Consider the following 18854-nt stretch of genomic DNA (forward strand, 5'->3'; position numbering starts at 1 on the left):
AGGGTGCGTATTCCTAGGAAGCTGGAGCATGTTCATTATGCTCTGAAGCTTGGACAGAAGGGAAGCCACGGCTTCTCCGACATCAAGCTGATTCATAACTGTATCCCTGAATCCTGCACGAAGCTAATTTCATTGCAAACTACGATCGGCGAACTCAATTTGAGCTCGCCGATTATTATTAATGCGATGACTGGCGGCGCTCGGGAAACAGAGGAGATTAACCGGGAGCTGGCCGTTGCCGCTAGGGAAACCGGGTTGGCGATGGCGGTTGGGTCGCAAATGTCGGCGATTAAGAACCGTGAAGTCGTTTCAAGCTATAGGGTCGTCAGGCAAATGAATCCGGAAGGCATCGTCATAGGCAATTTGGGAAGCGAAGCTACGCCCGATCAAGCGGAGCAGGCAGTCGAGATGCTTCGTGCGGACGCGCTGCAAATCCATTTGAATGTGATGCAGGAGCTGATCATGCCGGAAGGGGATCGTGATTTTCGCGGGACGTCCGAGAGGATAGCATCCATAATGGAGCGGGTACACGTTCCGGTTATTGTTAAGGAAGTGGGCTTCGGGATGGCTCACGAAAGTGTCACGGCGCTGGCGCGCTTAGGGGTCACCTTGTTCGATATCGGAGGCTCCGGCGGAACCAATTTTGCCGCCATCGAGAACGCACGCCGATCCGAGCCGATCTCATGGCTGAACGATTGGGGCAGCACGACGGCGGTCGCTTTGCTTGAGGCACTCCATGCTCTGAAGAGCCGTAAAGCTCAGACGGGGGAAGCGATTATTGCCACCGGCGGCATCTCCGGCAGCAGGGAAGTCAGCAAAGCGTTAATTCTCGGCGCTTCCGCGGTGGGGATTGCAGGAGCTTTTTTAAGCATATTGCGAACGGGCGGAACGGCCGCGTTGATAGATCGAATTCGCGCCATTCATCATGAATTGACGCTTGTCATGACGGCGCTTGGGGCTCCTGCTATAGCTGATCTATGGAACGTTCCGGTGGTCGTTGGCGGCGAGACCGCGCACTGGTGCATGACCCGCGGAATCGATATCACCAGCTATGCAAATCGATCCGGTTTTGATAAAAACTAAATAACCCAGCCATACTAAGGAACGGATGACAAATTCGGCTGATGCATTATCCCGTCTATGTCTCCGCAGCAACTATAGCTCTTAGGTGGGTGCACATGAATCCAGGATACTTGTCCTTATTACTCATGGTCGTAACACTGATCCTGTTCGCCAGCGGCTGGAAAGACTTATTGGTAAGAGGTATAACTTCAAAGGTGATACTTCTTTTTTTTATTTCGTGGTTCATCGCTACGAAGTTTTCCCTAACGCTCAGGGGCGGGAAAATCAACTTTTGCATTGCCGTTCTATGCATACTTATCATCTGCGTTCTATGGCGGGCACACGGCTGGTTGTACCGGATCCATATCTTATCGGCGGGAGCGCTGCTCGGCTCCATCTACTTTTTTATGCTGGAGACGATTCATCTCGTACCGGCCTGGATCATGGGCAGCACGGAGATATCCATGGCGCTCCTCATAGGAGCCTTAGTGAGCGGCTTGACCCGCCTGCCTGCCGTTCAATTGGCTTCGGTATCCATAGGCTTGCTGCTTGCTGAGCTGTACCGCGGTTATATGCACCGGGATTTTGCCGGGTTTCAGCTCGGATTCCCGCTGTTTCAGGATCGCTGGTGGCTGACCGTATATATGACTAGGATATGCTCGTTGCTCTTGGCCAGCGCGATGTTCGCATGCAAAAAAAGCGTCCATTGGGTGACGGATGGTATAAGAAGAATGAGCGGCGGCGATAGTGAATAGAGAGGGGCGATGACCATGCTGGATTGGATCGTGGAACAAAAATATACGGTTGGGATCGTCCTCGGGGTTCTGTTCGGGATCGGCGCAAGGCTAAGCATGCTGCGGACGGATTACCGGCAATATCCTACTTATCCTCACGGAAAGATCATTCATATTTCGCTCGGCGTCATAGCAGCCGGATTAGGCTCTGTAGCGGTGCCGTCGCTTCTGGATAAAAACTATACCGCGATTACCTTCCTGTCGCTAGCGGCACAGCAATTTCGCGACGTCCGGAATATGGAGAGGCAAACGTTGTCCAAAATCGACAGCATGGAGCTCGTCCCGCGAGGGGCTACGTACATAGAGGGCATTGCGATGGTATTTGAAGGACGCAACTATATGGTTATCTTCACCTCGTTCGTTACCGCCCTATTCAGTATCGTATTGGCCTGGTATTGGGGAATCGTCGCCGGCATCGGCGCCATCATGATCACGAATCATTTCAAAAGCGGCAAAAGCATCTCCCATATAGCCGATGTCAGCGAAGCGAAGGTGCGGATGGACGGGCCGAATCTTTTTGTAGGCGACATTTACATTATGAACGTAGGCTTGGAGGATACGAGAAACATTATCAAGGAGCGCGGAATGGGGTTCATCCTGACTCCCAAAAACCAAAATTGCCGCGTAACCTTGGCCAATGTCGGACAACGCCAGGCGATGCTGCACGATTTGTCCACCATTATGGGCGTATACAGGGATGAGGGCGAGCCTTCGCTTTTGCCTCTCGCCAAGCTGGATATGGCCGACGGCAGACTGGCCGTGTTCCTGCTCCCGCAGGAGTTGAATGGGGCTAGAGCGAGGCAGGTGCTGCTGAAATCGCCGGTTCTCGAAAGTGCGGTAAGAATGCCTTCCGAGGCGGATGTCAGTCCAAGTAAAGGAGAGGCATAATCCACATGGGTAAAATTATGGCGATTGTAACGGCGAATCGAGACCAGGTTGCGGGAGGGGCGCCCATCTTTATTGTCCACAATGCGGAGGAGCAGCAAAAAGTGGCGTTTAAGCTGGAAAAAATACTGGATGCGTCTGCCCACGATTTGGAGAATGGAACGCTCATTCTGGTCGATCACAAAAGCTCGTCCGATGGATAAGTTGGTTATAGATTGCATTGCTTTCAATGAAGGCAAATGCTATGATGTAGATTGTGAAATTTTTCATGTTGCGGTATGTTGCAGCTAGAAGGGAATGAAGTCAAGTGGCAAGACCCATTGTGGCTATAGTCGGCCGTCCGAATGTGGGCAAATCTACTATTTTTAACCGCATTATCGGAGACAGGCTTGCAATTGTAGAAGATATGCCGGGGGTTACCCGTGACCGGTTATATGGAGTCGGAGAATGGCTGGATCGGAGTTTCAGTGTAATAGATACCGGCGGTATTGAAATCGACGGGGATAATGAAATGATGAAATCGATCCGCGCCCAAGCGGAGCTGGCCATTGAGGAAGCAGACGTTATCGTGTTCATGGTTGATGCCAAAGCGGGTGTCACCGCCTCTGATTCGGAGGTTGCCGAGATGCTGTTTCGCGCGAAAAAACCGGTTGTTCTTGCAGTCAACAAAGTAGATAATATTAAGCGTCTGGACGATATTTACGAGTTTTACAGTCTCGGCTTCGGCACGCCGTTCGGCATTTCCGGTTCGCATGGCACAGGCATCGGCGACTTGCTGGACGAAATCATTCAGCACTTCCCGGATACCGAGGAAGACGAGTATGGAGAGGAAGTGATCCGTGTCGCGCTGATCGGTCGGCCTAACGTCGGCAAATCGTCCTTGACCAATACGATTTTGGGCGAAGAGCGCGTCATTGTCAGTGATGTAGCCGGTACGACACGCGATGCCATCGACACGCCGTTCGAGAAAGACGGGCAAAAGTACGTTATCATCGATACGGCTGGGATGCGCAAGCGCGGCAAGGTGTATGAGAATACGGAGAAGTACAGTGTGATGCGGGCGTTAAAGGCGATTGAACGCGCGGATGTTGTCCTGGTTCTCATCAATGGTGAGGAAGGCATTATCGAACAGGATAAGCATATTGCGGGCTACGCTCATGAAGCGGGGAAAGCGGCCATATTTGTGGTGAACAAATGGGACGTCGTCGACAAGGACGACAAAACGATGCAGCAATTTACGCAAAAAATCCGCGATCATTTCCTGTTTATGACCTATGCGCCGATCGTATTTTTGTCCGCGAAGACGAAGCAGCGTGTTCATAAATTGCTTCCTATCGTCAACCAAGTGGCCGAGCAGCATGCTATGCGCGTACAAACGCACGTGCTGAACGATGTCATCTCCGATGCGGTTGCGATTAACCCGCCGCCTACGGATAAAGGAAGAAGATTGCGGATCAATTACGCTACGCAAGTGTCCGTGAAGCCGCCGACGATTGTGTTCTTTGTCAACGACCCTGAGCTGATGCATTTCTCGTACGAGCGGTATTTGGAGAATAAGGTTCGGGCCGCATTCGGCTTTGAAGGAACGCCGTTAAGAATGTTTACTCGAAAGAAATCGGATGATGAATAGGGAGAGATAAGCGGTGTTCTCAGTAATTTCCATCATTGTAGCGTATTTGTTAGGATCGATCAGCTTTAGTTATCTTGCGGGGAAAATGCTGAAGGGAATCGATATTAGAAATCATGGAAGCGGCAATGCCGGGGCAACCAACACGCTTAGGGTCCTCGGCAAAGGGCCGGCCATAACGGTACTCCTGCTCGATGCGTTAAAAGGGGTTGCGGCGGTATGGATCGGCCGATGGCTGGGACAAGGCGATATGCTGATCGAAGTATTGTGCGGCATTGCAGCGATATCCGGCCACAATTGGCCCGTCTACTTCGGCTTCCGAGGCGGCAAGGGGATCGCTACTACGATCGGCGTCATGATCACGCTGGCCCCAATGGCCGTAGTGTACGCCGGTATTGTCTGCATTTTGGCCATCGCGCTTACCCGATATGTTTCGCTAGGCTCTCTGGTGTTTACTGCACTCTTACCCATCTTACTTTGGTTTATGCAGGGACCGAACGAAATTTTCTGGCTAAGCTTGCTGCTGTTCGTATTCGCATGGTTCCGTCACCGCACCAATATCGTGAAGTTAGTCAAAGGACAGGAAAACAAGCTCGGTTCCAAAAAATGATCCGGAGGTGTTGACTTTTGCCCAAGAAAGTAGCTGTGCTTGTAGCTGGAAGCTGGGGAACGGCCATTGCCTCTGTATTGGCGGAAAACGGTTTGGACGTCCTGCTGTGGTCGAGAAATGAGCAGCAGGTGACAGAAATGAATAAGGAGCACCGCAATCGGCGGTTTTTGGGGGATGTTGCGCTGTCTCCCGCCATTCGAGCGACCAGTTCCATGAAAGAAGCGTTGGAGGAAGCCTACGCTGTTGTTGTCGTTGCCCCTTCGGCGGCGATGAGAGAGGTAGCGTCGCAAATGCGGCCGTATTTGAGCAAGGAGACCCTTCTCATCCATGCGACCAAAGGCTTCGAGGCGCAGACGCTGAAAAGAATGTCTACCGTGCTTGCCGACGAGCTGCCCGATTATGACGCTTCCCGCATTGTGGTACTGTCCGGGCCTAGCCACGCCGAGGAGGTCATACAGCAATCCCCTACGACAGTCGTCGTAGCGTCAGAAAGCGTAGAAGCGGCGGAGGCTGCTCAGGACCTGCTTATCAACTCCAGCTTCCGCGTGTACACGAACCCCGATGTCATCGGAGTAGAGGTCGGCGGAGCGCTCAAGAACATTATTGCGCTGGGCGCGGGCTTAACGGATGGTCTGGGCTATGGCGATAATGCCAAAGCGGCGCTATTAACGCGCGGATTAGCCGAGATCTCCCGCTTGGGAACGGCTATGGGCGGCAATCCTCTTACCTTCTCCGGGCTGGCTGGAGTCGGAGATCTCGTCGTAACTTGTACGAGTAAGCACAGCCGCAACTGGAGAGCCGGCTATTTGCTGGCACAAGGGCATCCTTTGGACGAGGTGCTGAAGCAGATGGGAATGGTCGTGGAAGGCGTCAAGACGACGCAAGCGGCCTACAAGCTGTCGCGCCAGTATGATGCCACTATGCCTATTGCCGATGAGCTGTATGCCGTATTGTTCAACGGGAAAACGCCTGAAGCTGCCGTTGAAGATTTGATGGGCAGAGGACGTACTCACGAGATTGAAGAAGTAGCCAAGCCCGTGCAAACTAAGTGGTTCAGCTAGTTATACGCCTACACGGCTGAAGGCTTCTGTTCATACAATACCTTAGATTCGTAACTCCGCCAATGGCAAGGAGCTATGAGGGTAAGGAGGGACAGAACAGTGGCTGATAAGAATACGCCGAAAGACGTGTTGAACGTCGTCAAGAAGAAAACCGGCAAATCCATCGATGAGAAGGACATTTATAAGCTGGCCAGCGGTGTGAAGCCTTCTACCATGCAAAATGAGGCTCAGCTTAGACAATTGATAAAGCAGGTTTCCAATCTGGTCAACGTACCGGTATCGGAGTCGACGATCAACGAGATCATTCAATCCGTCAAAGGCAGCAAAAACGGCAATACATTGGAGCAGCTGATGAAGCTCCTTTCGAAAAAGTAACAGTTTCGTGGCATAGGCGGCCATTTGGCACGCTTATGCTTTTTTTATGTTATAATAGCAAAGAATATTTTGGGTATTCCGGACGATACATAAAAATAAAAGGATAGGGGTCTGAATATGTCACCCATGGATAAAATGTGGGCATCGTTTATCGCCATCGGGCTAATGGTGCTGGCATCGTTGCTTATTTCTTTTGCAAGGACAAAAACGAAGGGCGCGGTTCGGGCGATTTTGTCGTTCGTCGCATTTTTACTGTTTATTCCTATTTTATTGTATATGGTAGTTTCCTTGCTTTGATGCGGCGGGGCTAGCGCCAACGCTCTGATATGCATCCATTTATTTATTTGCGGAGGGTTAGTCATTTATGATCACATTGATGGGACGTAAAGTACAAAAAGAGGTCGAGTTCGATAGCGGCCTTACGATATTGGATTTGGCCATGAAGCATGAGGTGGATTGGTCGTTCAGCTGTACCAGAGGGACGTGCGCCCGCTGCAGATGCTATGTAAAAGAAGGCGCCGAATTATTAAACGAGCCGACGGACGCCGAGCTGGATCGGCTAGAGCCGGAAGAAATAGAGAAGGGCTTTCGTCTCGGCTGCCAGGCGGTTGTGAAGCAGGACGGCCCCGTGACCGTATTGTACAAGCCATATTTCTAAAAACCGGCAGCCGCCGGTTGTTACGAAGAGGGGACTAAGAGTGTCACATATAGAGAATCTGGGCGATGCCCTGAGACAGCTGGCGGAAGACTTGACCGGCATAGGTCAGCCGTGGCTCGTCGGCGGCAGCTGCGGGCTGCTGATGCAGGGGGTAGCGCTTGCCGAGGCCCCGCATGACCTTGATGTGTATGCGGACGGCGAAGCGGCAAGGCGCATTCACGCCGAATTGAGAGCCTATTCCACTGACGAACAGACAGAGGATCGCTCTGCGATATATTATTCGATCTTAAGCCATTACCAAATCGGTGGCGTCAAGGTAGAATTGGTCGGGGACTTTCAAGTGACCGCCTGCGACAGCGTGTATCGGGTCGATGCCGCCCGATATTACGAGCAATACGCCGTAACTCATACCTTAAGCAGTGAGCGCAACAGCAATGCGATCAAGCTCATGCCTTTGGAGCACGAACTGGTGTTCAATATCCTTAGAGACCGTCCCGACCGGTATGAAGCGATAGCCCGGGTGATGGTGGAGCGGCACGGCGGAGCAACACGGACGCTACAGGAGCTTGCGGTAAGCAACCGGTTGAGCAACAAGGTGACGATGAAGCTGGGGCAGCTGTTAAGCGGAAATAAAATCTGATCGTTGAAGGAGGATATGCGGATGCCAATACGGGTTACCTTTTTGCCAGACGGGAAATCGATTGAAGTGCGACCGGGAACGACTTTGTTGGATGCATCCCGCAGAGCAAGAGTCAATATCCGTACCCGATGCGGAGGGAAAGCCGCCTGTTTGATGTGCAAGGTAATAGCCTCAGACGGAAGCGGTCTTGCTCCGATGAATATAAACGAGCGATTGAAGCTGGGCGGGCTGCAGGAGCAAGGATACCGGCTTGCATGTCAAGCAAAGGTGACAGGCGATGTTACGGTTACTACACCCGAGGACCCGTTGAAAGCAGCTATCAGGAAACAGCTGGAACGTCAGCAGGAGGATCTATAAATGCTAGCAAAGCTTCGAAATTCAAGCCTGGCCATAATCATTGTTGTACTCAGCCTGATGCTGTCGGGCTGCATGTACCCGAAGGATCAATTGAAGCAAAATCAAATCGCCACCGGCGAATTTGTCGTCGTGGTGCAAAATGCCGTTGACCAGTTCCACGCCAAAACCGGCGTATTGCCGATAAAAAACAGCGAGCAAACGACCCCGCTGTATGAGAAGTATCCCATCGATTTCAAAAAGCTGAAAGAACGAGCCATGATAAGCAGCATCCCGGCCAATGCCTTCGAGAACGGCGGCACCGCGGTGTATGTCCTGGTGGACGTGGAGACGAAGCCGACGGTCAAAATGATGGATCTGATTTCGTTCCAGCTAACGGCCGAGGTTCAGAAGCAGGTGGACGACTATAGAGCCAAAAACTACGGCAAGCTTCCTACCGGAGAACAGGTGGCGCCGTCCTTTTACCGGATCGATTTTGCCAAAATGAACAAAAAGCCGGTTCAAGCCGCCAGCATGTATACGCGGCAAGTCATGCTTCCGCTATTGCTGGACGACACTGGACGCGTATCGATAGACTATGCCGAGGAAATGATGCGGCTTATCGACAAAAAATCGCTTCAAAAGAGCCTCGATAGCAAGCAGGATTTGCGAGAGCTGCTGGTTAAGGAATCGTTCTATGTACCGGCGCGGACCGGCCCGTATCACTGGCTGAACGGCCAACCGACACCGGTGGTTGAATAATATCATCTAAGCCTCTATTAACCTTTACAAGGGAGATAGAGGCTTTTCTTTTTTGTTCATCCAAAGAATAACGCGGCGGTGCCGTTCATATATTCTCATAGAGATTAAGCCGCGGTGCCATGCCGTTGTCAGCTAAGGAGTGATTCAAAAATAAAATATGATAAGGTTCATCATATTTTGTTAGCTAGTACATATATTTTTACTAGTCCAAAAAGCATGTGTACGAGTTTCGTCTTAAACAACCTGTAGGAGGGATTCTCATTGGAAAAAGTGGATATCTTTAAGGACATTGCAGAGCGTACTGGCGGGGATATTTACCTGGGGGTCGTTGGAGCGGTCCGTACGGGAAAATCAACGTTCATCAAGCGCTTTATGGAGTCGATCGTACTTCCAAATATTCAAAACGAAGCGGATCGCATTCGGGCAACCGATGAATTGCCACAAAGCGCGGCGGGCCGAACCATTATGACGACGGAGCCGAAATTCGTACCGAACAATGCAGTACAGCTGCATGTTGCTGAAGGACTGAATGTCAATGTTCGTCTGGTGGATTGCGTAGGCTATGTGGTGGAAGGCGCCAAAGGCTATGAGGACGAGAACGGACCGCGCATGATCAACACGCCTTGGTTCGATGAAGCGATCCCATTCCAGGAAGCGGCAGAAATCGGCACTCGCAAAGTCATTCAAGAGCATGCGACCTTGGGCGTCGTAATCACGACGGACGGCTCGATCGCCGAAATTCCCCGCTCATCTTATGTTGATGCCGAAGCAAGAATCATCTCCGAGCTGAAGGAAGTCGGCAAGCCGTTTATCGTCATTGTCAACTCCACGAAGCCGAACAGCGAGATCGCTCAGGAATTGAGAAGCGAGCTGCAAACGAAGCACGACGTTCCTGTAGTTGCGATGAGCGTAGCGAATATGAACGAAGACGATATGATCTCCGTACTTCGCGAGGTGCTGTACGAATTCCCGGTACACGAAGTCAACGTCAATCTGCCGAGCTGGGTGATGGTGCTGGAGGAAAACCACTGGCTCCGTTCCCACTTCGAGAACTCGGTACGGGAAACCGTCCAGGATATCCGCAGGCTGCGTGACGTGGACCGCGTAGTGAGCCACTTCGAGGAGTATGAATTTATCGATAGAGCCGCTTTGGCCGGCATGAATATGGGCCAAGGGGTTGCGGAAATCGACCTGTACGCTCCGGACGAATTGTATGACCGCATTCTGATGGAAGTCGTGGGCGTCGAAATCCGGGGTAAAGACCACTTGCTCCAGCTGATGCAGGAATTCAGCCATGCCAAGCGGGAGTATGACCACTTTGCCGAAGCGCTTGAGATGGTCAAGACGACAGGCTACGGCATCGCGCCTCCGACCTTGGCGGAAATGGCTTTGGATGAGCCTGAGCTCATTCGTCAAGGCTCCCGCTTCGGCGTACGCCTGAAGGCAACCGCGCCATCCATTCATATGATCCGCGTAGACGTCGAGTCGGAGTTTTCTCCCATCATCGGTACAGAGAAGCAGAGCGAGGAGCTTGTACGCTATCTGATGCAGGACTTCGAGGACAACCCGCTGAAAATTTGGGAATCCGACATTTTCGGCCGCTCGCTGCACTCCATCGTTCGCGAAGGCATTCAAGGCAAGCTTGCCATGATGCCGGACAACGCCAGATATAAATTGCAGGAAACGCTGGGACGCATTATTAACGAAGGCTCCGGCGGCCTGATTGCCATCATTCTGTAATATACTTCACAAATGGCTATAAAAATGCACTCCGGAGGGTGCATTTTTTTGTTTTTACTTGAAAAAGTAAGGCGTGTGTATTACTATAGTCTTGATTTACAAGCAATTAGCGCGTTTCTATGTATATTTTGCGACTTTTCGGTTAACAAAGGAAGTAACGGGACAAAGTTGCTTTTAGGCATCGCTCTTAATTAGCTTTGGGGGGAGGTGAATGGCATGAATAAATCTGAATTGATCAACAAGGTAGCAGAAACTAGCGAGCTGTCCAAAAAGGATGCGACTAAAGCGGTGGAAGCTGTTTTTGAAGCAATTTCCGAAGCTCTGCAAAGCGGAGATAAAGTGCAATTGGTAGGATTTGGTAACTTTGAGGTTCGTGAACGTTCCGCTCGTAAAGGACGTAACCCGCAAACCGGCGAAGAGATCGATATTCCTTCCAGCAAAATTCCTGCGTTTAAACCAGGGAAAGCACTGAGAGACGGAATTCAATAATCGGCTCCAAAGTCTTTGTACATATGCTTCATGCTTTCTATAAGAGACACCTGAATGGCTGCATTCAGGTGTTTCATTTTTTTGGGAAATGCTTCTTTACAAGTCAGCGCTTCCATTTTATAATTAACAGTACATTGTGAATCGGGGTATGGCGCAGCCTGGTAGCGCGCACCCTTGGGGTGGGTGAGGTCGCACGTTCGAATCGTGTTACTCCGACCATACATGGATGAGACATCGTTATAGCGGTGTCTCTTTCTTTTTGGTTTTAGTTTAGTTGTATTATTAAAATTTCATGAAGCCAAACGGATTCGAATTTGGTATACTGGATAAATGTGATTGGAGCTATGCTTTTCAGAGGGGGACTACTAGAGTGAAAGACAGAGCGCGTGTGTGGCTCACATCCAACGACTGGACGATGTACGGCATCATTGCGTCCATTTTTCTCGTTTGGCGTATCGGCGTAGCGGGAGGATGGACCACGGAATGCTGGATTCTGCTGCTCGTATGCTTGCTCGGCGTTAGAAAAGACCAAATCGACGTCGATTGGAAACGTTTTTTTGTTTTTGCCATACCGTTATTGGGCGTGTTTTACTATTTCTACGGATCGGGCAACGGCTTGTGGTGGAAAATAGCCAACTGGATGTTCGAAAATAACCGCCATCCCTGGACCTGGGACACGATGATGAGGAATATCCCCGGAAACGACGCCGCATGGGCGAGAGCGTTTCATCGTGCATCTCTGGACCGCATTATGGTGTGGATTTATAATTACGGGTTTGTGCTGTCGCTTTGGATTTGCATCGTTCGCAGCTTCTGGACGAAAAGCATCAAGAAGATGATGTCCTATGCATTATCCGGGCATATTATGCAGTTTCCTCTCATTTTGCCGTTTTACAATCTGATTCTGCTTCGCGAAGTATGGTGGGTAAAGGGGCAGCCTGACTTGCTTGGCCGCGTCTTTGCGACGGAGAACGATAAGCTGGTGGCGGTGATGAATTGCTTCCCTAGCATGCACACCTCCATCTCGTTTGCGATGCTGCTGCTTGCATTGCGGGAGAAAGACCGCATTTTCAAATACATGATGGTTACGTATTGCGCACTGATCATCTTCTCGACGATGTACCTGCAAATCCACTGGGTGCTGGATGTTATTGCGGGCATGGCGTTCGCGTTTGGCACGGTCAAGCTTGCCGATCTTGTCATCCGGTTGGCGACGCGTTTGGTGCCGGCTCGGATCAAAAGCTTTTACAGCGGCAAGAAAGAGGCCGTATACGGCAAGGGAACGATGGCTGCCTGACAAGGCAGCTTTTTTGCTGAAAAAAGTGTCTCCGGGGAGTTGGACGGAGCGCCTGTTATTTTTCATGCAAACGGCTGTGTGCAGTTGACATCGCCCTTAATTTTTTGCATCATACAAGTAGGACAAAGATTGGAACAGGGAAGGAAGATCATGATGGAACCACAGCAACCGCAAGGGGATTATTTTATCATCAAGGCCAAGGAAAACGGAGTTCAGGTGATCGGTCTAACCCGTGGTCAGGATACGAAATTCCATCACACCGAGAAGCTGGACAAAGGCGAAGTGATGATTGCCCAGTTCACTACTCACACCTCGGCAGTCAAAATCAGAGGGAAAGCCGTTATTATGACGAAATACGGGGTTATGGATACGGAGGAATAATTTTTCAGTTTGCGCAGGCATAGCCTGCTTTTTTTCGTTGTACAATGATAGAAGAGGGATCGGTCAAGCATTCGAACGAGCCTTGAAGGAGGAATTCGCCCGATGAAATGGATTTCCCGTCTTCTGCTAACCGTTGTACTATCGATAGCTCTCGCCGCAGGGCTTTCCTTGCTGCCGCAATTGGAAAATATGGCCGTATTCCGCTCCGCCAAAGCACAGCCTGTCTCCGAATCGAATATCGTGGATGTGCTGAGCAAAACGCAGCTGCACCTTCGGATCCGAAAAGTCGAGTTAAACCACGCGATTGTCTCGATCGATTTGTTCGCATCGCCATCCTCGGACAAGAAGCAGATTGTGGAGGATCTGTACGAATTGCCTCTGTATATGTTCAGAACGTCGACGAACATCAATCAAATCCTGATCCGGGTGCTGGACGGCTCCAAGGACGGCGGCAAAAGCACGTCGCTGTTGCTTGCGGCGGATGCGCGCAGAGAGAAGTGGCTCCCAAGCGATACGTTTGCCAGGACGGAAAGCGTCGAGGAGATGGAGCAGTATTTACAATCCCATTTCCAAATGACGTATACGCAGAAATGGCGCGACCGGTTCGAGACAAAAAGTTGAGCCAACTATTGTGCGTCCATCTTGGGATTGTGCTATAATAATTTAGATTGAGATAATTGCGATTCTTTGTACTGGTTCGGAGGCTAATTATGAATTCTTATCGGATCCCGGAGATGGCCCGAAAATATATGGAGTACGACATGATCCAGAAGCATACGGACTTGCCGCATTTTCCAGAATTTCGTACGCGGCTGCTGTATGCTTTCTTGAGTAAGCACAGCTCGCTGTCGGGTTATAGCGAACTATTCAGCCTGGTGACTTCCTTGGTCCAAATAGGGATGGATACGCACGATTTGGTCAGCGTCAACAATAACGTAAAGGAGACGAAAGCGGCAAGATCCAGACAGCTGAAGGTGCTGGCCGGCGACTATTTCAGCAGCCGCTTTTATTATTTGCTGTCGCATGCAGGGCAGATTGATCTGATCGGAATATTGTCCAATGCGATCTGCGAAGTCAACCGGTTGAAAATGAATTTGTACCAAACGATGAAGCAGCTGAAAATGACCGGAGACGATTACATAAAACGTACGGTAGAAGTAAGATCACAGCTTTACTTGGCTTTTACCGGTTTTATGGAGGAGTCGCTGCATCAGGCATGGCCGGACATTTTGCGGCTCTTTACGCAATGCGAGGTACTGCTGCAGGAAATTACCCGCTCGGAGGCTGCACAGCAATACCGTGACAGCTGGGGGTATTGGCACGTGCTGCAGCAAGCGTCCAAGGACGAATGCAAGCATATTCAGGCAGAGGAGCCGGATTACTCCAAAGTACGGTCCATCTGGCTGAAATATAAAGTGACTCCGCAGCTGTACCAAATGCTTAACCATTGTATGAAGCAGCTTCAGGAGAAGATGCAGACGCTGGAATCGAAGGAATTGGGCAAAGAGCTTCATGCGATCGGCGAGCCGTTTATGCGTTACCTCTCGACACCTAAAGCGCTGGAAGAAATATGAGGTGAATTTCGTTGCAATCTAAAGCCAAATCCAAAGAAGAATTCGTGCACTCCGTATTTGAGAACATTGCTCCTAAATACGATATGATGAACGATATTCTTAGCTTCTACCAGCATAAGGCTTGGAGAAGCTTCACCATGAAGAAGATGAACGTGCAGCCGGGCCAGACGGCAATCGATCTGTGCTGCGGCACGTGCGACTGGACCATCAGCATGGCCAAAGCAAGCAAGACGGGGAAGATGGTCGGCCTGGACTTCAGTCAAAATATGCTGGATTACGGGGCGATCAAAGTACGCGAAGCGGGACTCGACCAGCAAATCAAGCTTGTACATGGTAACGCCATGCAGCTTCCGTTCGAGGATAATACCTTTGATTACGCGACGATCGGCTTCGCGTTACGCAATGTGCCGGATCTGGTCAAAGTTATCGAAGAGATGCAGAGAGTCGTGAAGCCCGGAGGAATGGTCGTCTCGCTGGAGCTGTCCAAGCCTACCTGGCAGCCGTTCAAAGGCTTGTATTATTTTTATTTCCAAAATATTTTACCTTTGATGGGTAAATTGATTGCCAAACGCTACGAGCAGTACAAGTGGCTTCCGGAATCATTGATTCATTTTCCTGATCATAAGCAGCTGGCCGATATTTTCAGAAAAACAGGACTGACCCATGTACAAGCTTTTCCGCTTACCGGTGGCATCGCAGCACTCCATATTGGCATCAAGAAGCAGGAAGCGGAATAAGGGAAATGGGAGATGGACATTCATGCTGTTGAAAAAAGCAAAAATTTTTATGGAAATGATTAAAATCGAGCATACCCTGTTCGCGCTGCCTTTTGCCTTTATGGGAGCGCTGCTCGGTTCCGTCGTTATTTTTCAAAAATTGCCTGGCTGGGGACAGATCGGGTGGATTATCGTCGCCATGATTGGGGCAAGAAGCGCGGCTATGGGGCTGAACCGGGTCATTGATAAAGTATTCGATGCGAAGAATCCGCGGACAGCGGCAAGAGCCATACCTGCCGGGCTGATTTCTTCGAAGGAAGCTATTATATTTATTGTGATTTCCTTCACATTGCTGTTTTGGGCTACCGCCAATTTGAGCTCATTATCGATGAAGCTGCTTCCTATAGCGGTCTTTTTCCTTGTCTTTTATTCTTACACGAAGCGGTTTACTTGGGCTTGCCACATCATTCTCGGCTTTACGATCGCTCTGGCTCCGCTAGGGGGCTGGGTAGCCGTGACGAACGGAGTAACCCTTTCGGCAATCATCTTTTATGTTGCCGTCGCCTTCTGGGTGGCAGGCTTCGATATTATCTATGCGTGCCAGGATGCGGAATTCGACCGCGATGAGGGTCTTCATTCGATCCCTCAGCGCTTCGGCGTCGCCAAAGCATTGATTATCGCCCGCTGGTTCCATGGCGTTACGGCCGTCGGATTGCTGACCTTGTTCTATTTGACGGACTTGAGCTGGGTCTACTTGGCCGGTCTTATCATCGCCAACGTCCTGCTGTTTTATGAGCACAAAATTGTAACGCCAAAAAACTTAAGCCGTTTGAACACCGCCTTTTTCACGCTTAACAGCGTACTGAGCATTGCAATGTTCGCCTTCACGCTGATTGATCTGGTGGTGTTTCAGCGATGAGCAGGCCATGGGTCATCGGGATTACCGGAGCTAGCGGCGCCGCATACGGCGTCCGCCTTTGCCGGTTTTTGCTGTCCCGCGGCTATGATCTTCATCTGCTGATAACGGATGCCGGCTGGCGCGTGTTGAAGGAGGAGCTGGGCTGGGATGCAGCCCGCCGCAAAGACATGCTGGACAAGCATTTGGGAGGACAGCCGGGCAGCTATACCTACCATCCTATACAGGATATAGGAGCGAGCACGGCAAGCGGATCGTTTCGGACCAGCGGCATGGTGATCATTCCTTGCTCGATGGGCACTTTGTCGGGCATTGCGAACGGCGCTTCCGACAATTTGCTGGAACGGACCGCCGACGTGATGCTGAAGGAAGGCAGACCGTTGATCGTCGTCCCTAGAGAAACGCCGCTCCATGCGATTCATTTGGAAAACATGCTGAAGCTGTCGCGCATGGGGGTGCGTATCATACCGGCTATGCCTGCTTTTTATCAAGGGCCGCAGACGATTGAAGATATCATCGACTTCATGGTCGGTAAAGTATTGGACAATATGGATGTGGATCATGAATTGTACAAAAGATGGGGGATGACGGATGGGCAGCGAGAAACGGGCAATCCGCATCGGCCGGATTGATTTTACGAATGTTTGGCCGTTATTTTATTATTTTCCTTTAGAACGCTTTCGCGGAGACGTACAGTTTGTGACGCAGGTTCCGACCCAGCTGAACGAAGCGATGGCCGAGGGCCGGATCGATATCGGACCTATATCCTCCTTTGCGTATGGCGAGCATTTTGAAGATTACATGCTTCTGCCCGATATGTCGGTCAGCGCTTATAACCAAGTGCATTCGATATTGCTGTTTCACCGTAAGCCCTTGAGTGAGCTGACAGGCGCTTCGGTAGCATTGCCGACCACGTCGGCGACTTCGGTCAATTTGCTTAAAATCATATTGCAAAAGTTTCATCAAGTTCAGCCTGTATACCATTATGCGGCTCCTGTTCTGTCCGATATGATGCAGTCCGCCGATGCGGCTCTCCTGATTGGAGATCATGCAATTCGGGAAAGCTGGATAGAACACGGCTGGATGGTTACGGATTTGGCGGAAGAATGGACCAAGAGAACCCGACAGTGGATGTCCTTTGCCGTCTGCGCCATTCGCAAGCAAGTGGTGATAGAGCGGCCCGAGCTGATCGGCTCTATTTATCAGGCATTTATGGAGAGCAAAAGCAAATCGCTTGAGGATTTGACAGCGCTTGTAGAGGACGCAAGGACACAGATCGGCGGAACGGCATCGTATTGGCAGCAATATTTTGCCGCGTTGACCTATGAGTTCGGGCCTGAACAGCAGGCTGGATTGCAATTGTATTACCGTTATGCATGGGAGCTCGGATTACTGGATAAAGAAGTGCCGATTCAATTGTGGCACGATAAATTTTTGACACAGGTGACGGAATGAAACTGATTGAGTTGTACGCGAAAATGAAAAAAGATATTTCGTACATCGAGAAGCAGCTCGAACGAAGTATCGATACGGATCACGCCCTGCTCCGGGAAGCTTCCGTCCATCTATTGAAGGCGGGAGGCAAGAGGATCCGGCCTGTTTTCGTCCTGTTGGGAGCCAAGTTCGGCACCTACGATTTGGAACGGATCAAGCATGTAGCTGTGCCGCTCGAGCTGATTCATATGGCTTCGCTCGTGCACGACGATGTCATTGACGACGCCATGACCCGCCGCGGACAGCTGACCGTCCGGTCCAAATGGGATAACCGCATAGCGATGTATACCGGAGATTACATATTTGCCAAAGCGCTACTTGTAGCGACCAAGCTGGAGAATCCGGAAATCCACAAAATTTTGTCCAAGGCGATCCTCGAGATGAGTATCGGCGAAATGGAGCAAATCCGCTTTTTCTTCAACTCAGAGCAAACGGTACGGGATTATATGCTGCGCATCCGCCGCAAAACCGCATTGCTTATTGCCATCAGCTGCCAGCTCGGAGCTATTGCCGCAGGAGCTAGCGAGAACATATCGAACCGGCTGTACTCGTTCGGATACAATGTCGGGATGGCGTTTCAGGTGAGAGACGATTTGCTTGATTTGTGCGGTACGGAGAAAGAGATCGGCAAGCCGCCGGGCAGCGACATCCGTCAGGGCAACATTACGATTCCCGTCATTTTCGCATTACGGGAGCCGGAGCTGAGACCGATGCTGCTGACGGAGCTGAAACGTATTCAGGAAGCGGACGGACAAACCGATATAAGCCGTTTCATCGAGCTGATTCGTGGCAGTGCCGGGATCAAGCAGGCGGAAGAGCTGGCTAACCGCTATATTGACAAGGCGATTTCCGTTCTCCAAGGGCTTCCGGATATTCAGGCCAAGAAGGATTTGATAGGGGTAGCCCATTTTATCGGCAACCGCTCGTACTAATAACGTTTAACAGCGCACACGATGTGTGATATATTGAGTCAAAGGGGGAATAGGATCATGGAACGCACTTTTCTAATGGTAAAGCCTGACGGCGTACAGCGCGGTCTGATTGGCGAGATAGTCAAACGGTTCGAACAAAAAGGGTTTCAGCTGGTCGGAGCCAAGTTCCTTCAAATGTCAACGGAGCTGGCCGAGCTTCATTATGCCGAGCACAAGGGCAAAGATTTCTACGCCAAGCTCGTAGAATTTATTACTGCTGGTCCCGTATTCGCGATGGTATGGGAAGGCGATCAAGTTATCGCGCTGTCCAGAGCCATGATCGGCAAGACCGATGCGCTGGAGGCCGCACCCGGAACGATCCGCAGCGATTATGCTATACATACGAGATTCAATCTGATTCATGGCTCGGATTCAGTGGAAAGCGCGCAAAGAGAGATTGCTAACTTTTTCCAGGAGCATGAGCTGGTAAAATATACGAAGGCGATACAACAGTGGATCTAGGACGGGG

General features: G+C 50.7%; 25 protein-coding genes and 1 tRNA gene. All 26 read left to right on the forward strand.

Annotated features, from left to right (window positions below; all coding sequences use genetic code 11):
• Positions 1 to 3: 3 nt before the first annotated feature.
• The 26 genes from fni (at position 4) to ndk (ending at position 18847) form a co-directional block, all read left to right on the forward strand.
• Positions 4 to 1083 carry a type 2 isopentenyl-diphosphate Delta-isomerase gene (gene fni / locus DVH26_RS14435; protein WP_239634378.1) on the forward strand — a complete coding sequence of 360 codons (1080 nt, stop codon included), beginning with the start codon at positions 4 to 6 and terminating at the stop codon, positions 1081 to 1083.
• Between the two features lie 95 nt (positions 1084 to 1178).
• Positions 1179 to 1817: a hypothetical protein gene (locus DVH26_RS14440; RefSeq protein WP_239634379.1), complete on the forward strand. Its 639-nt coding sequence runs from the start codon at positions 1179 to 1181 to the stop codon at positions 1815 to 1817.
• A 15-nt stretch (positions 1818 to 1832) separates the two neighbouring features.
• Positions 1833 to 2744 (forward strand): YIEGIA family protein, encoded by a 912-nt coding sequence (locus DVH26_RS14445; protein ID WP_239634380.1) that lies wholly within the window; start codon positions 1833 to 1835, stop codon positions 2742 to 2744.
• Between the two features lie 5 nt (positions 2745 to 2749).
• Entirely contained in the window at positions 2750 to 2944 is a 195-nt protein-coding gene (locus DVH26_RS14450; RefSeq protein ID WP_239634381.1) for a capping complex subunit for YIEGIA, read from the forward strand.
• A gap of 104 nt (positions 2945 to 3048) precedes the next feature.
• Positions 3049 to 4371: a ribosome biogenesis GTPase Der gene (gene der / locus DVH26_RS14455; protein WP_239634382.1), complete on the forward strand. Its 1323-nt coding sequence runs from the start codon at positions 3049 to 3051 to the stop codon at positions 4369 to 4371.
• Positions 4372 to 4384: 13 nt separating this feature from the next.
• Entirely contained in the window at positions 4385 to 4978 is a 594-nt protein-coding gene (gene plsY / locus DVH26_RS14460) for a glycerol-3-phosphate 1-O-acyltransferase PlsY (RefSeq protein ID WP_239634383.1), read from the forward strand.
• Between the two features lie 17 nt (positions 4979 to 4995).
• Positions 4996 to 6039, forward strand: coding sequence for an NAD(P)H-dependent glycerol-3-phosphate dehydrogenase (locus tag DVH26_RS14465; protein ID WP_239634384.1), 1044 nt, complete (start codon positions 4996 to 4998; stop codon positions 6037 to 6039).
• A gap of 75 nt (positions 6040 to 6114) precedes the next feature.
• Entirely contained in the window at positions 6115 to 6414 is a 300-nt protein-coding gene (locus DVH26_RS14470; RefSeq protein WP_239634385.1) for a stage VI sporulation protein F, read from the forward strand.
• Between the two features lie 117 nt (positions 6415 to 6531).
• Positions 6532 to 6711 (forward strand): DUF2768 family protein, encoded by a 180-nt coding sequence (locus tag DVH26_RS14475; protein WP_239634386.1) that lies wholly within the window; start codon positions 6532 to 6534, stop codon positions 6709 to 6711.
• Between the two features lie 67 nt (positions 6712 to 6778).
• Positions 6779 to 7072, forward strand: a complete 294-nt coding sequence (locus tag DVH26_RS14480) for a 2Fe-2S iron-sulfur cluster-binding protein (RefSeq protein WP_239634387.1) — start codon at positions 6779 to 6781, stop codon at positions 7070 to 7072.
• 40 nt (positions 7073 to 7112) lie between these two features.
• A complete protein-coding gene (locus DVH26_RS14485) occupies positions 7113 to 7712 on the forward strand; it encodes a nucleotidyltransferase domain-containing protein (protein WP_239634388.1) in 600 nt (199 codons plus the stop codon).
• A gap of 21 nt (positions 7713 to 7733) precedes the next feature.
• Positions 7734 to 8069, forward strand: coding sequence for a 2Fe-2S iron-sulfur cluster-binding protein (locus DVH26_RS14490; protein WP_239634389.1), 336 nt, complete (start codon positions 7734 to 7736; stop codon positions 8067 to 8069).
• Positions 8070 to 8807 carry a hypothetical protein gene (locus DVH26_RS14495; RefSeq protein ID WP_239634390.1) on the forward strand — a complete coding sequence of 246 codons (738 nt, stop codon included), beginning with the start codon at positions 8070 to 8072 and terminating at the stop codon, positions 8805 to 8807. It abuts the gene before it with no gap.
• A gap of 261 nt (positions 8808 to 9068) precedes the next feature.
• A complete protein-coding gene (gene spoIVA / locus DVH26_RS14500; protein ID WP_239634391.1) occupies positions 9069 to 10547 on the forward strand; it encodes a stage IV sporulation protein A in 1479 nt (492 codons plus the stop codon).
• Positions 10548 to 10763: 216 nt separating this feature from the next.
• Positions 10764 to 11036, forward strand: coding sequence for an HU family DNA-binding protein (locus DVH26_RS14505; protein ID WP_239634392.1), 273 nt, complete (start codon positions 10764 to 10766; stop codon positions 11034 to 11036).
• Between the two features lie 142 nt (positions 11037 to 11178).
• A tRNA-Pro gene (locus DVH26_RS14510) sits at positions 11179 to 11255 on the forward strand.
• A 151-nt stretch (positions 11256 to 11406) separates the two neighbouring features.
• Positions 11407 to 12333 carry a phosphatase PAP2 family protein gene (locus DVH26_RS14515; protein ID WP_239634393.1) on the forward strand — a complete coding sequence of 309 codons (927 nt, stop codon included), beginning with the start codon at positions 11407 to 11409 and terminating at the stop codon, positions 12331 to 12333.
• Between the two features lie 153 nt (positions 12334 to 12486).
• Positions 12487 to 12714: a trp RNA-binding attenuation protein MtrB gene (gene mtrB / locus DVH26_RS14520; protein WP_239635367.1), complete on the forward strand. Its 228-nt coding sequence runs from the start codon at positions 12487 to 12489 to the stop codon at positions 12712 to 12714.
• A 102-nt stretch (positions 12715 to 12816) separates the two neighbouring features.
• Entirely contained in the window at positions 12817 to 13335 is a 519-nt protein-coding gene (locus tag DVH26_RS14525; protein ID WP_239634394.1) for a hypothetical protein, read from the forward strand.
• An 89-nt stretch (positions 13336 to 13424) separates the two neighbouring features.
• Positions 13425 to 14288: a heptaprenyl diphosphate synthase component 1 gene (locus tag DVH26_RS14530; protein ID WP_239634395.1), complete on the forward strand. Its 864-nt coding sequence runs from the start codon at positions 13425 to 13427 to the stop codon at positions 14286 to 14288.
• A gap of 11 nt (positions 14289 to 14299) precedes the next feature.
• Positions 14300 to 15025 (forward strand): demethylmenaquinone methyltransferase, encoded by a 726-nt coding sequence (locus tag DVH26_RS14535; protein WP_379451299.1) that lies wholly within the window; start codon positions 14300 to 14302, stop codon positions 15023 to 15025.
• 25 nt (positions 15026 to 15050) lie between these two features.
• A complete protein-coding gene (locus DVH26_RS14540; RefSeq protein WP_239635369.1) occupies positions 15051 to 15923 on the forward strand; it encodes a UbiA-like polyprenyltransferase in 873 nt (290 codons plus the stop codon).
• Entirely contained in the window at positions 15920 to 16552 is a 633-nt protein-coding gene (locus DVH26_RS14545) for a UbiX family flavin prenyltransferase (RefSeq protein ID WP_239634396.1), read from the forward strand. Before DVH26_RS14540 ends, DVH26_RS14545 begins: the two co-directional genes overlap by 4 nt.
• On the forward strand, positions 16512 to 17375 hold the full coding sequence (locus DVH26_RS14550) for a menaquinone biosynthesis protein (protein ID WP_239634397.1): 864 nt from the start codon (positions 16512 to 16514) through the stop codon (positions 17373 to 17375). The genes DVH26_RS14545 and DVH26_RS14550 overlap by 41 nt, the downstream gene beginning before the upstream one ends.
• Positions 17372 to 18346: a heptaprenyl diphosphate synthase component II gene (hepT, locus tag DVH26_RS14555; protein WP_239634398.1), complete on the forward strand. Its 975-nt coding sequence runs from the start codon at positions 17372 to 17374 to the stop codon at positions 18344 to 18346. The genes DVH26_RS14550 and hepT overlap by 4 nt, the downstream gene beginning before the upstream one ends.
• Positions 18347 to 18403: 57 nt before the next feature.
• Positions 18404 to 18847 (forward strand): nucleoside-diphosphate kinase, encoded by a 444-nt coding sequence (gene ndk, locus DVH26_RS14560; protein WP_239634399.1) that lies wholly within the window; start codon positions 18404 to 18406, stop codon positions 18845 to 18847.
• Positions 18848 to 18854: the final 7 nt, after the last annotated feature.

The sequence above is a fragment of the Paenibacillus sp. H1-7 genome (assembly GCF_022354825.1).
Taxonomy (GTDB): domain Bacteria; phylum Bacillota; class Bacilli; order Paenibacillales; family NBRC-103111; genus Paenibacillus_S.